This is a genomic window from Pseudomonas jinjuensis, assembly GCF_900103845.1.
Lineage (GTDB): Bacteria > Pseudomonadota > Gammaproteobacteria > Pseudomonadales > Pseudomonadaceae > Pseudomonas > Pseudomonas jinjuensis.
In genome coordinates this window covers 149,011-161,323 of sequence record NZ_FNIJ01000007.1, presented here as the reverse complement: position 1 = coordinate 161,323, position 12,313 = coordinate 149,011, and the positions used below count along the sequence as shown (strand labels likewise).

At 65.9% G+C, this 12,313-nt stretch carries 12 protein-coding genes; 7 read left to right on the top strand and 5 right to left on the bottom strand.

Annotated elements, in window-relative coordinates:
• Positions 1-14 precede the first annotated feature (14 nt).
• The 6 genes from BLR75_RS12005 to BLR75_RS11980 all read left to right on the top strand — a co-directional run bounded on the left by BLR75_RS12005 (position 15) and on the right by BLR75_RS11980 (position 6,428).
• A complete protein-coding gene (locus BLR75_RS12005) occupies positions 15-743 on the top strand; it encodes a type 1 glutamine amidotransferase (protein WP_169720264.1) in 729 nt (242 codons plus the stop codon).
• Between the two features lie 140 nt (positions 744-883).
• Complete coding sequence (locus tag BLR75_RS12000) at positions 884-2,257, top strand: glutamine synthetase family protein (RefSeq protein ID WP_084312488.1); 1,374 nt, start codon at positions 884-886, stop codon at positions 2,255-2,257.
• Positions 2,254-2,949, top strand: a complete 696-nt coding sequence (locus BLR75_RS11995; protein WP_084312486.1) for a substrate-binding periplasmic protein — start codon at positions 2,254-2,256, stop codon at positions 2,947-2,949. Before BLR75_RS12000 ends, BLR75_RS11995 begins: the two co-directional genes overlap by 4 nt.
• Before the next feature lie 262 nt (positions 2,950-3,211).
• Positions 3,212-3,961, top strand: a complete 750-nt coding sequence (locus tag BLR75_RS11990) for a FadR/GntR family transcriptional regulator (RefSeq protein ID WP_084312484.1) — start codon at positions 3,212-3,214, stop codon at positions 3,959-3,961.
• 89 nt (positions 3,962-4,050) lie between these two features.
• Positions 4,051-4,803, top strand: coding sequence for a cache domain-containing protein (locus BLR75_RS11985; RefSeq protein WP_084312482.1), 753 nt, complete (start codon positions 4,051-4,053; stop codon positions 4,801-4,803).
• Between the two features lie 434 nt (positions 4,804-5,237).
• Positions 5,238-6,428, top strand: a complete 1,191-nt coding sequence (locus tag BLR75_RS11980) for an MFS transporter (RefSeq protein ID WP_084312480.1) — start codon at positions 5,238-5,240, stop codon at positions 6,426-6,428.
• A 297-nt stretch (positions 6,429-6,725) separates the two neighbouring features.
• On the opposite strand, the gene BLR75_RS11975 is transcribed toward BLR75_RS11980, so the two are convergent.
• From BLR75_RS11975 to BLR75_RS11955, 5 genes are all read right to left on the bottom strand, one after another.
• On the bottom strand, positions 6,726-7,388 hold the full coding sequence (locus BLR75_RS11975; protein ID WP_084312478.1) for a YceH family protein: 663 nt from the start codon (positions 7,386-7,388) through the stop codon (positions 6,726-6,728).
• Positions 7,389-7,592: 204 nt separating this feature from the next.
• A complete protein-coding gene (gene yjiA, locus BLR75_RS11970; RefSeq protein WP_084312476.1) occupies positions 7,593-8,579 on the bottom strand; it encodes a GTPase in 987 nt (328 codons plus the stop codon).
• Positions 8,580-8,728: 149 nt separating this feature from the next.
• Positions 8,729-8,932 carry a YbdD/YjiX family protein gene (locus tag BLR75_RS11965; RefSeq protein WP_084312474.1) on the bottom strand — a complete coding sequence of 68 codons (204 nt, stop codon included), beginning with the start codon at positions 8,930-8,932 and terminating at the stop codon, positions 8,729-8,731.
• Between the two features lie 12 nt (positions 8,933-8,944).
• Entirely contained in the window at positions 8,945-11,011 is a 2,067-nt protein-coding gene (locus tag BLR75_RS11960; RefSeq protein WP_084312472.1) for a carbon starvation CstA family protein, read from the bottom strand.
• A gap of 194 nt (positions 11,012-11,205) precedes the next feature.
• Positions 11,206-11,712, bottom strand: a complete 507-nt coding sequence (locus tag BLR75_RS11955) for a DUF3015 domain-containing protein (protein ID WP_084312470.1) — start codon at positions 11,710-11,712, stop codon at positions 11,206-11,208.
• Between the two features lie 208 nt (positions 11,713-11,920).
• On the opposite strand from BLR75_RS11955, the gene BLR75_RS11950 reads away from it, so the two are divergent.
• On the top strand, positions 11,921-12,286 hold the full coding sequence (locus BLR75_RS11950; RefSeq protein ID WP_084312468.1) for a PilZ domain-containing protein: 366 nt from the start codon (positions 11,921-11,923) through the stop codon (positions 12,284-12,286).
• The last annotated feature ends 27 nt before the right edge of the window (positions 12,287-12,313 follow it).

Sequence of the window (12,313 nt, the reverse complement as noted above, 5' to 3'; positions counted from 1 at the left end):
TCCGGAGAAAAAAGATGAGCGTGCAATCCGATAAACCGCTGCGCCTGTGCATCATCGAGAACGGCCTGGTGCCGGACGACCTGCGTGAGCGCTTCGGCTCCTACCCGCAGATGATCGAGCGCTGGATCGCGCCGGCATTGCCGGAAGCGAGCTTCGCCTGTGTCTCGCCGGTCAGCGGCGAAGCGCTGCCCGATCCGCGGGAATACGACGGCTACCTGCTCAGCGGCTCGCGCCACAGCAGCTATGAAAACAGCGAGTGGATGCAGGACCTGGTCGCCTTCCTGCAGCGCCTGCGGGACCTGCGCAAGCCGGTGTTCGGCATCTGCTTCGGCCACCAGATCATGGCCGACGCCTTCGCCGGGCAGACCACCAGGGCCGAGCAGGGCTGGGGCGTCGGCGCGGAGAAGTACCGCTACGGCTCGCCCGTGCTGCAGGACGCGCCGGTGTTCATCTTCCACCAGGACCAGGTCACCTCCGTGCCGCCCCAGGCCGAGGTGCTCGGCGGCTCGCCGCACTGCCCGAACGGCGTGCTGGCCTACCAGTTCCCGGCGCTGTCGGTGCAGTACCACCCGGAATTCAGCGCGGCCTATGTCCAGGCCCTGCTGGACCGCTACGGCGGCCGCATGATTCCGGGAGACGTCGCCGCACAGGCCAACCAATCCCTGGATACGCCGGTGGACAGCTCGCCCATCGCCCGCTGGGCCGCGCAGCTGTTCCGCAGCGGCGAAACGCCCACCCACTGAACCCTCTGCACCGCACCATCACCGCGAGGTCTTTTTTGCTTCGAAATAAAAACTATTAAACCAGTGTTCATCTAAATAAATAAAAACAACCAACGAACCGCAGCATCGCCTTGCCATGCCGGTGCTGGAGGAGAACCCGAATGACCGCGTTAGATCTTCATAAAGAACACAACACCAGCTCCGCAGTCGCCCAGGAACTCAGCGCCCGCATCAAGGACTCCGGCGTGGAATACGTCTACTACCAGGTCGTCACCCTCAGCGGACGGGTGATCGCCAAGGTGGTGCCGGCCAAGCATCTGCTGCGCAACCTGGAGAAGGGCGTGCAGTTCCACCGCACCGCGCTTTCCGACCTGCAGAGCACCCGCGCCGGCGTGCTGCTCGGCGGCGGCGCGCAGGCCGCGGAATTCACCGCGCTGCCGGATGCCGGCAGCTTCAACGTGCTGCCCTGGGACCGCTCCATCGGCGCCTTCTTCTGCCGCCTCTACGAGCCGGAGCATCGCCCGGAAGTCGGCGGCCAGGTGCTCGCCACCGATCCGCGCAGCCTGCTGATCGACACCCACAAGGCGTTCATCGAGGACACCGGCCTGCGCCTGAAGACCGGCTGCGAACCGGAGATGACCTGGTTCGGCGACAAGCTGGAAGTGAAGGTGCGCCCGGGCGCCAGCCCCGCCTACCACCTCGGCAACCTGGAAACCATGCGGCCGATCTTCCAGCGCGTGATGCAGTACGCCAGCGCCATGGGCCTGGACATGATCGAGGGTGACTACGAGGACCCGGGCCAGCTGGAACTGAACTGGATGTTCGATTCCTGCGAACTGACCGCCGACCGCCTGATCACCTACCGCCTGATCTGCCGCCAGGTCGCCAACGAATTCGGCGTGCGCGCCAGCTTCATGCCCAAGCCGAGCACCGGCAGCATGGGCAGCGGCTGCCACCACAACTTCAGCCTGTGGCGCGGCGACGAGAACGTCATCGAGGAAGCCGGCCGCCGCGACCTGCACCTGACCGAGACCGGTCGCCACGCGCTCGGCGGCCTGCTCGCCCACGCGCCCGGCTCGATGCTGGTGATGGCTTCCACGGTGAACTCCTACAAGCGCTTCTGGGACGCCGGCCTGTTCGCGCCGAACCGCCTGAACTGGGGCATGGACAACAAGACCTGCACCGTGCGCCTGTCCGCCAACGGCCGCCTGGAATACAAGCTGCCCGACGCCAGCGTGAACCCCTACCTGTCGCACACCCTGCTGCTGGCGGCGATCCGCGACGGCCTGGAAAACCGCATAGACCCCGGCGCGCCGGACAACAGCGACAGCATCCCCGCGGCCCGCGAGAACAGCCGCATGCCGCTGACCCTCGGCGAGGCGGTGCAGGCCTTCGACGAGGACAGCGTGGTGCGTGGCGCGCTGCCGCCGGCCATGGCCGACCTCTACCGCGACCTGAAGGCGGACGAGTGGGCGCGCTTCTGCTCGGTGGTCACCGAATGGGAAAGCAAGATGTACATGGAGTACCTGCCATGAGCCAGACCGTTCTCCGCGTGCTCTGCGCCGACCTGCCCGCGCCGCCGCTGTTCTGGAAGGACGCCGCCGGCTACCGGCACGGCTACGAATCCGACGTCGCCCGCCTGCTCGGCCGGCTGCTCGGCCGCCAGACCGAGTTCGTCTACCGCAACTGGGCGGACTTCTACCCCGCCCTGCAGGCCGGCGACGCCGACCTGCTGCTCTGCGGCCAGGGCATCTCCGCCTACCGCAAGACCCTCGCCGACTTCACCGAGCCCTACGCGGTGTTCGACGAGGCGGTGATGGTCCTGCGCGGCAGTCCAGTGCGCAGCCCGGCGGACCTGGCCGGCAAGCGCGTCGGCGCGATCGCCAACAGCCTCAACATGGCCCTGGCGGAAACCTTCGACGGCGCCATCCGCGTGCCCTTCGGCGGCGATTCGGACGACGTGCTCGGCGACATGGTGCGGGCGCTGCGCGAAGGCCGGATCGACGCCTTCGTCGACGACGACGTGGCGCTGGTGCCGCTGGCCGAGGAAGCCGACCTGGCCATTGGCTTCAGCGTGCCGACCCACAACGAGTGGGGCATCGCGGTGAAGAAGGACGATCCGCAATGGCTCGACCTGGTCAACACCGCCCTGGCGGCGGCCAAGGCCACCGGCGAGCTGCGGGCGATCTGGCAGAAGTGGATGCCGACGCTGGCGTATCCGTTCTAGGGAAATGACGATCGCCAGCAAGATGGTTCCTACGGGTTCGGCGCTGCGCTGACCGCGGGAGCCTGCTTGCTGGCGATCGAATGGCCCACTTCTTCAATGGTCCACCAAAGCAATACCCCCTTCTATCCCTTGAACTCTGATCATGAGGTTATGCAGTATCGACTCTGATAAATTCCTTTCCCAGACCACCGCCGCTTCAGGAGACCGGGCAGGAGCGCAGCGTCATCCGCCAGCGGGACGCGCGTCTTCGACCGCATACAGCATGAATGGAAGATCCCACACGCCCCACGGCTCCTTCATCCGCCTGCGCCAGGAAGGCCGCACGGAAGAGGTGGTGCGCCGCCTGATGGAAGCGATCGACCTCGGCCTGTTCGCGGAAGGCCAGCAATTGCCCAGCGAGACCGAGCTGGCCATGCAGTTCGGCGTCGCCACCGTGACCCTGCGCGAAGCCCTCGCCTACCTGCGCCAGCGCGGCGCCATCGAGACCCGGCGCGGGCGCAACGGCGGCAGCTTCGTCTGCACCATCGTCGAGATGCCCGAGGAAATCCTCCTCGCGCGCCTGGAAGAACTCAGCACCACCGACCTGCGCGACCTCTGCGACGAGCACATGGCGATTTCCGGCGCCGCCGCGCGGCTGGCGGCGCGCCGTGCATCGAAGGAACACCACCAGCATTTCCAGCGCTACATCGCCGCCCTCGGCGAGGCCGGCAGCCGCCACGAGCGCCGCCGCGCCGATGCGCGCTTCCATATCGAGATCGCCGTGGCCTCGCAGTCGATCCGCCTGACCCATGCGGAAATCCGCCTGCAGGCGGAGATCGGCGAACTGCTCTGGCTGCCGATGGAAGGCGCGCCGGGGGTCGAGGCGATCCAGCAGGAACATCGCGCCATATCCGAGGCCATCGCCAGCGGTGACAGCAACCTGGCCGGCGCCCTGGCCGAAGCACATGTCAGCCGTGGCATAAAAAGACTCATAGATATGAAATTGGATCTTTTTGCCGTCGAAGACAGCTGATTGGCACAGCACTTGCCCCTCATTCCCCACGCGAAACCTATGCTCCCGGTTTTCTGGGAAGCCAATACAAGAATGAGCGAGGCCTCACGATGGATACCCCACTGTCCCGTGACGAACTGAACGAATGCGCTGCACGTATCAACGTTTCAATCGGTAACATCTTCGAGCAGATCGCCACCCTGGCGGACGAAGTGATCCGCATCCACACCAGTCTCGCCGATGGCGGACGGCCGATGACCAGCGCCGATCTCGCCCCGCTGCGCCCGCTCATCGAAAACAACCTCACCCAGCCCGGCTCGTGCATGCAGGGCAGCGGCGTGGTGCTGCAGCCCGGGACCCTGCAGGACCGCGACATGCACCTGGAATGGCGCCACCTGGGCAAGGGCGGCCGCGTGGTGCCGCTGAGCCTGAACTTCAACCGGCGCAGCGAGAGCTACTACGACTACCGCGACATGCCCTGGTTCTCCGGCCCGCAGCAGAGCGGCCACGCGGTGGTCGCCGGGCCGTACATCGACCTCTACGGGCAGGACATGTACATCCTCACCTTCGCCATGCCGATCCTCGTCGACGGCCGCTTCCTCGGCATCGCCGGCGCCGACATCGCCCTCAACCGCTTCGAGCGGGTGCTCGCCCCGTGCCTGATGCGCATGAGCCACGAGGCGCTGATCGTCACCGAGGAAGGCCGCGTGCTGGCCGCCAACAGCGCCAACTGGCCGGTCGGCGAACTGGCCAGCCACACGCTGAACCATGCCGAGGCGGGCTGCCGCAGCGTGGAGCTGGGCGAAGGCTCGGCGCACTGGGCGCTGATCGAGCGCCCCGAACCGCGCCGCCGCGCCGCCTGACGCCCCAAAGCGGGTATTCCTCGCCCCAATGCGGGGCATCCTATAATGGGTGCAACCCGCCGGTTCGTCGTACTCGGTATCTGTAGGAGCCAGCTTGCTGGCGATTTCGTGCGAACCGGCGGCTCCCAGCTTGCCGGCAAGGCCTGGATCGCCAGCAAGCTGGCTCCTACAGGGTTCGGCGCGAATGCATGAGTTCTGCACCACATAAAACATATTAATTCATATGTAATATGGCACAGGCTGTGCTTTCTCTCTCCTGCCTGTCCCCAGGTGTTACCCGAAGCCACTTTCCCGCTCGGGCCACCGAAGGCCGATAACAACAACAGCGAGGCAGAAATGAATACAACAAGAACACGCCACACCTCCCGAGCAGTGCCCCCGTGCAATCCGGCTCGTCATCGCCTGCCCACCCCACTCGCCCAGAGGATCGTTCAATGAAGCATTTGCGTGATTTCATGCCGGAAAGCTGGAAGCTGGTGTTCTCCGCCTTCGCCGCGGCCTACGGGGTCGGCCTGCTGGCCCTGCTCGCGCTGCCGTTCCTGATCAGCGCGGTAATCAACGATCTGAAACTCGACGAAGCGCAGGCCGGCTTCCTGATGTCCGCCGAGTTCGTCTTCACCATGCTCGCCTCGCTGATCATCGCCCCGCTGATGGGCCGCGCGCCGCGCCGCACCATCGCGCTGTGCGGCGCGGTGCTGGCGATCTGCGCCAACCTGCTGTCGGCCTCGGTGTCCGACATCTACCTGCTCGCCGTGCTGCGCTGCGCCGCCGGCACCGGCGCCGGCCTCGCCCTGGCCTGCGGCAACGCCTGCGTGTCCAGCGCGAAACATCCGGACAACGTCGCCGGGCACATGAACATCCTGTTCGTCGCGCTGATGATCGTGGTCATGCTGGTGTTCGCCCACACCATGGCGAGCTACGGTCTGTCCGGCCTGTACTACTCGATCGCCATCACCATGTGCGTGATGCTGCTGCCGATCCTGTTCATGCCGCAGCGCCCGAGCCTGGAGGCGCACCACGCGCAGCGCATGCCGGACAACAAGCTGCTGTCCGGCGTGGCGATCTGCATGATCCTCGCGACCTTCCTGTTCTCCGCCCGCGACACCATGGGCTGGGCCTTCGTCGAGCAGGTCGGCGTGCGCGTCGGCTACGACGGCGCGGAGCTGGGCATGCTGTTCTCGCTGCAGGCCTTCGTCGGGTTGATCGGCCCGCTGCTGGCCGCGCTGATCGGCCGGCGCTTCGGCATGAGCATGCCGGTGATCGTCGGCATCCTGTCGTGCGGCGCGGTGAGCCTGGGCTACGTGCTCGGCGAGATGTCCAAGCCGATGTACACCATGGCGGTGATGATGATCGCCTCGACCTACTTCTACGCCCTCGCCTACCTCACCGGCCTGGCCGCCTCGCTGGACCGCGAAGGCCGCATCGTCGCCGCCTGCGGCAGCTTCCTCACCCTTGGCATCGCCGTGGGCCCGGCGACTTCCGGCCTGCTGGTGTCGATCGGCGGCTACCCGCTGGTGGCCAGCGTGATCGCCGGCATCGTCGTGCTGACCCTGCTGATGGTGCTGGTGCCGCTGGCCAGGGTGCGCGCCCACGAGCAGTCGGTGATGCTGGCGGCAAGCGCCTGAAGTGAACTGTAGGGGCGGGCCATGCGTGCGATTCGCGGGCATGGCCCGCTCCTACACGGCTTATTGGATCCCCGCGTTCGCGAGGATGACGGGAGGGCGCTGAGGCCTCACCTCACTTCGTCTTTCCCGCGAACGCGGGAATCCAAAAGACAGTTGCTCCTACGGCGACGAACCTCTCGCGTAGGGCGCATAACGCCACAAGCGTTATCCGCCATTGCCCAACACCGAACGTCAGATTCGGACGCGGGATCGTCGGCAACTGCATTCCCACGCGGGAGCGTGGGAACGATGTCACGCTCACTCGCGCTCCTGCTCCAGCCGCGCCAGGCGTTCTTCCAGGGCGGCGACCCGCGCTTCCAGTTCGGCAATGCGGCCGCCGTCCACGGCGCCGCCGCCTTCGCTGGAACTGCTGCGGCTGGCGCTGGCGGCGATGGCTTCGGCGCGGTCTTCCTCGGTGCCGAGCAGGTGCATGTAGCGATCCTCGCGCTGCCCCGGCTGCCGCTCCAGCTGCACGATCATGCCGCGCGTAGCGAGGCGTTCGAGCTGGTGGCGGACTTCCTCGGTGTCGTCGAATTCGTACATGCGCTGGGTACGGGTGAGCAGCTCGTTGAGCGTCTGCGGTCCGCGCAGGAACAGCAGGGCGATCAGCATCAGCTGCGGCTTGACCAGCTCCAGGGTCTTCTCGGCGCGCTGCTCCCAGCGGTCGGCGCGGCTGCCCATCTGCAGGCGCACCAGCTCGCGTCCTTCGAGATGGCGCAGGGCCTGGCCGACCTGGCCGGGGGTGAGGTTCATCACCGGTTCGCGGCTGGTCTTCTGGTTGCAGGCGGTGACCAGCGCGTTGAGGGTGAGCGGATAGGATTCCGGGGTGGTCGCCTGCTTCTCGATCAGGCAACCGACGATGCGGGCTTCCACCGCGCTGAGGGGCTCCCGGGCGGAAGTGGTTTCGGCTTCAGAGGTCATGGCTACAACATCCATTTGCGTGGGAACCGCCCTAGCCTAGCCGGCTGCGCGGGCTTTGGCACTCCCGGGGTGTGTTCGGATGTTGTCGGAGATGGCAAATGGCCCATAGAGCCTGTAGGAGGGGGCCATGCCCCCGACATCATGACCGGTCGCGGGCATGGCCCGCTCCTACAACGTCGCCGGTTTATTGGATCCCCGGGGCCGTCACGCCCCGGTAATCGCCTCGAAGCCCTGGCGGATCTGCTCCTCCGGCAGGTTATCGCCGATGAACACCATCACGCTCTCACGCACCTCGCCGTCCTGCCACTCGGTGTCCCAGTCGAACCCGTACAGCCGCAGCACGCCCTGGAACACCAGCCGCCGCGCTTCGCCGGCGATGTTCAGCACGCCCTTGTAGCGCAGCAGGGAGTTGCCGTGCCATTGCAACAGGTCGTCCATGAACTGGCTGAGGCGCTCGATGTCCAGCGGCCTGTCGGTGCGCAGGACCATGGTGGCGATGCGATCGTTGACCGTCGCCGCCGGGCGCAGCGGCTGCAGCGGGCGCAGGCCGACCTCGGCGTTGAGGTTGAAGCCGCGCACGTCGAGCAGGCGGTCGAGGTCGATGGCGCCGTTATCCACAGGGAAGACCTCCGCGCGCCGATTGATGCGCTGCAGGCGTTCGACCAGCGCGGCGTAGTCCGCCGGCGCCACCAGGTCGCGCTTGCTCACCAGGATGCGGTCGCCGAAGCCGGCCTGGGCCTGGGCGATGGTTTCCTGCAGATGGCGCTCGGCGTTGACTGCGTCGACCAGGGTGATGATGCCGTCGAGCAGGTAGCGCTCGCGCAGGGTCTCGTCGACGAAGAAGGTCTGCGCCACCGGTGCCGGGTCGGCCAGGCCGGTGCATTCGATCACCAGGCGGTCGAAGTCGATCTCGCCGTTGTCGCGCCGCTCCAGCAGGAGGAACAGCGCCTTCTCCAGGTCGGTATTGATGGTGCAGCAGACGCAGCCGTTGGACAGGGTCATCACCTGCACCGGATCGTCGCCGAGCAGCTGGGCGTCGATCGGGGTCTCGCTGAATTCGTTCTCGATCACGGCGATCTTCAGGCCGTGCTCGGCCTTGAGGATGTGCCTGAGCAGGGTGGTCTTGCCGGCGCCGAGGAAGCCAGTGAGGACGGTTACCGGGATCTGCACGGGTGTTGCGCTATCGCTCATGGGAAATCCACTCGGGAAAATGAAAACGGGCCGCGATCGCTCGTGGCCCGTGGTGATCGGATCGGGCTTGGACAAGGATGTCGCAAAACCTCATCCCTGCCGACAGCCCCCGGTCGCGCTGGCGCGAAGACGACAGCCCGGGTCGTTGTTCAGCAGCAGCGAATCGGTCTTCCCTTGCCGCCGCCGTAGCGCGCTTCCTGGCGCTCGCGGAAGAACTCCTCGTAGGTCATCACCGGCTTGTCCGGATGCGTCTTCTTCATGTGCTCGACGTAGGTGTCGTAGTCGGGCATGCCTACCAGCATCCGGGCGGCCTGCCCGAGGTACTTACCCATGCGGCTGAGGTCGTTGAACATACGTCACCTCCATCAGGCATCGGGAATCGGCTGGAACGGCGACTCGTTGTCGGTACGTTCCTTCTTGTTCCAGGCGGCAGCGCCGACCTTGATCGAGTAGACCAGCACGCTGAACACCACCAGCAGGAACAGGATGGTCAGGCCGGCATTGATGTAGGCGTTCATCATCACGTTCTGCATCTGGCCGATGTCCTTGGCCGGCGCCAGTATCTGGCCGGCATCCAGCGCGGCACCGTACTTCTGGCCGAGGGCGACGAAGCCCACCGCCGGGTTGCTGTCGAAGATCTTGATCAGGCCGGCGGCGCTGGTGCAGACCAGCAGCCAGGCGGCCGGCAGCATGGTCACCCAGACGTACTGCTGACGCTTCATCTTGATCAGCACGACGGTGGCAAGCATCAGCGCGATACCGGCGAGCATCTGGTTGGAGATGCCGAACAGCGGCCACAGGGTGTTGATGCCGCCCAGCGGGTCGACCACGCCCTGGTACAGCAGCCAGCCCCACATGGCCACGCAACCGCCGGTGGCGACGATGTTGGCGCCCCAGGAGTCGGTCTTGCTCAGTACCGGGACGAAGCCGCCCAGCAGGTCCTGCAGCATGAAGCGGCCGGCACGGGTACCGGCGTCCACCGCGGTGAGGATGAACAGCGCCTCGAAGAGGATCGCGAAGTGGTACCAGAAGGCCATGGTGTTCTCACCCGGCAGCACCTGGTGAAGGATGTGCGCGATGCCCACGGCGAGGGTCGGCGCGCCGCCGGCACGGGCCAGGATGGTGGTTTCGCCGATGTCCTGGGCGGTCTGGGTGAGCACTTCCGGGGTGATGGCGAAGCCCCAGCTGCTGACGGTCGCGGCCACCGTGGCGACGTCGGTGCCGACCACCGCCGGCGGGCTGTTCATGGCGAAGTAGATGCCCGGTTCGATCACCGAGGCGGCGACCATCGCCATGATCGCCACGAAGGACTCCATCAGCATGCCGCCGTAGCCGATGTAGCGGGCGTCGGGCTCGCGGTTGAGCAGCTTCGGCGTGGTGCCGGAGGAGATCAGCGCGTGGAAGCCGGAGACGGCGCCACAGGCGATGGTGATGAACAGGAACGGGAACAGCGCGCCCTTCCACACCGGGCCGGTGCCGTCGGTGAACTGGGTCAGCGCCGGCATTTTCAGCTCCGGCATGACGATCAGGATGCCGATGGCCAGGGCGACGATGGTGCCGATCTTGAGGAAGGTCGACAGGTAGTCGCGCGGGGCCAGCAGCAGCCATACCGGCAGCACCGAGGCGATGCCGCCGTAGGCGATCAGCATCCAGGTGATCTGTATGCCGGTGAAGGTGAAGTGCGGCGCCCATTCCGGGCTCGCGGCGATCTGCCCGCCCAGCCAGATGGAGCCGAGCAGCAGCGCCACGCCGACCACCGAGATCTCGCCGATGCGGCCGGGGCGGATGTAGCGCATGTACAGGCCCATGAGGATCGCGATCGGGATGGTCGCCAGCACGGTGAACATGCCCCACGGACTTTCGGCCAGGGCCTTCACCACGATCAGCGCCAGCACCGCGAGGATGATGACCATGATCATGAAGGCGCCGAACAGCGCGATGGTGCCGGCCACCTGGCCCATCTCCTCGCGCACCAGCTCGCCCAGCGAGCGGCCGTTGCGGCGGCTGGAGATGAACAGGATCATGAAGTCCTGCACCGCACCGGCGAGCACGACGCCGGAGATCAGCCACAGCGTACCGGGCAGGTAGCCCATCTGCGCGGCGAGCACCGGGCCCACCAGCGGGCCGGCGCCGGCGATGGCGGCGAAGTGGTGGCCGAACAGCACGTGCTTGTTGGTGGGCACGTAGTCCAGGCCGTCGTTGTTGAGGATCGCGGGCGTGGCCCGGTTGGGGTCCAGCTGCATCACCCTGGTGGCGATGAACAGGCTGTAGTAGCGGTAGGCGACCAGGTAGATGGCGACCGCCGCGACGACTATCCACAAGGCGTTGATGGCTTCGCCGCGACGCAGTGCCACGACTCCCAAGGCAAAGGCACCGACTATCGCCACCACCAGCCAGGCGAGGTGACGTAGCAGGCTGTTGTTATTGTTCATAGTGACTCTTCCGACAGTTTTGAAGGCGAGAATTCGCAGGAAAAAATTCTAGTTCCTTCCAGCGCGGGTTTTATACGACGTTAGTCTAGAGCGCTTCCAGCCATATTGCCGGAACGCTGCGTCCTGAATCCGGACCCTCCGGCACGCTCAAAAAGAACCCGCCGGAAGGCGGGTTGCAAGGGGAGCGATGCTGCTCAGGCCGGCTGCTTGACGTAGCGCGCCAGCACCTCGTCGCGACTCATGACCGCGAGGGTGTTGTTGAAGACCTGTTCGCCGGTGGCGTCCTGGCTGGCGAAGATTTCGCCGAAGTGCTGCTGGGTGACCCTGGCGAAGTGCGCGCGGTCCTTCGCGTCGATGCCGAGCAGCACGGCGTAGGCGTCCAGTGCGTCGCCCTGACCCTTGGCCATGTCCTCGGCGATGCTGTCGAGCATGCCGTTCATGGCGAAGATCGAGCGCCCGCCATAGCCGAGGCGCACGCTGGAGTCGCAGCCGTTGGTGCCGGAAGTGAGGCCGAAGGTGGCGTTGCCCGAGGTGCCGTTGGTGGTGGTCGCCAGCAGGTGCGGGAACAGCCCGCGCTGGCCTTCGAAGACCATGTTGCCCCAACCGCAACCGCCCCCACCGGCCTGGTCGGCATGAGCCGCCAAGCTGCCCAGGCCCAGAACACAGGCCACCAGACTCTTCTTCAGGAGTTGCTTGTCCATTCGCTGTTCGCCCCGCTGCGTGGCTGAAGTGAAGAAAACCCACAAGGAGCTTTGGCGACAGGCGGTGAACTGTCAAACCGGAACGAGCGACCTGCGCGATCCCGGAAAGGCTGATACATTTTCCGGGCTACTCCGAACGTTCGTACCAGCCCGCTCCATGGCGTTGTCTATAGTGGAGCTGTAGTCAGAAACCTTTCGGAATTCCTCCATGAGCGACAGCAACCGCGAACGCCGGCGCTTCCAGCGCATCGCCTTCGACGCCAACGCAGAGCTTTGCCAGGGCGACAGGCGCTGGAAAGTGCGTCTTCACGACCTCTCCCTGCAGGGCCTGCTGATCCAGTGCCCCGAAGGCTGGACGGGCGACCCGAAGCAACCCTTCGAGGTACGCATCTACCTCGGTTTCGACGTGAACATCTACATGGAGGCGGAACTGGTGTGGGAGCGGGAGGGATTCCTCGGCTTCAACTGCCGCCACCTCGACCTCGACTCGATCAGCCACCTGCGCAGGCTGGTCGAACTCAATCTCGGCAACTCCGCGCATATGGAGCAGGAGCTGGCGCATCTCGGCGAGTGAGAGGCGTGGTATTGCCCGCGGGTTTCA

Bases quoted from the DNA above. Each gene is read 5' to 3' on its own strand.
- BLR75_RS11980 (WP_084312480.1), top strand. From the start codon at position 5,238: ATGAAGCATTTGCGTGATTTCATGCCGGAAAGCTGGAAGCTGGTGTTC.
- BLR75_RS11965 (WP_084312474.1), bottom strand. From the start codon at position 8,932: ATGTTCAACGACCTCAGCCGCATGGGTAAGTACCTCGGGCAGGCCGCC.
- BLR75_RS11990 (WP_084312484.1), top strand. From the start codon at position 3,212: ATGAATGGAAGATCCCACACGCCCCACGGCTCCTTCATCCGCCTGCGC.
- BLR75_RS11955 (WP_084312470.1), bottom strand. From the start codon at position 11,712: ATGGACAAGCAACTCCTGAAGAAGAGTCTGGTGGCCTGTGTTCTGGGC.
- yjiA (WP_084312476.1), bottom strand. From the start codon at position 8,579: ATGAGCGATAGCGCAACACCCGTGCAGATCCCGGTAACCGTCCTCACT.
- BLR75_RS11950 (WP_084312468.1), top strand. From the start codon at position 11,921: ATGAGCGACAGCAACCGCGAACGCCGGCGCTTCCAGCGCATCGCCTTC.
- BLR75_RS11985 (WP_084312482.1), top strand. From the start codon at position 4,051: ATGGATACCCCACTGTCCCGTGACGAACTGAACGAATGCGCTGCACGT.
- BLR75_RS12000 (WP_084312488.1), top strand. From the start codon at position 884: ATGACCGCGTTAGATCTTCATAAAGAACACAACACCAGCTCCGCAGTC.
- BLR75_RS12005 (WP_169720264.1), top strand. From the start codon at position 15: ATGAGCGTGCAATCCGATAAACCGCTGCGCCTGTGCATCATCGAGAAC.
- BLR75_RS11995 (WP_084312486.1), top strand. From the start codon at position 2,254: ATGAGCCAGACCGTTCTCCGCGTGCTCTGCGCCGACCTGCCCGCGCCG.
- BLR75_RS11975 (WP_084312478.1), bottom strand. From the start codon at position 7,388: ATGACCTCTGAAGCCGAAACCACTTCCGCCCGGGAGCCCCTCAGCGCG.
- BLR75_RS11960 (WP_084312472.1), bottom strand. From the start codon at position 11,011: ATGAACAATAACAACAGCCTGCTACGTCACCTCGCCTGGCTGGTGGTG.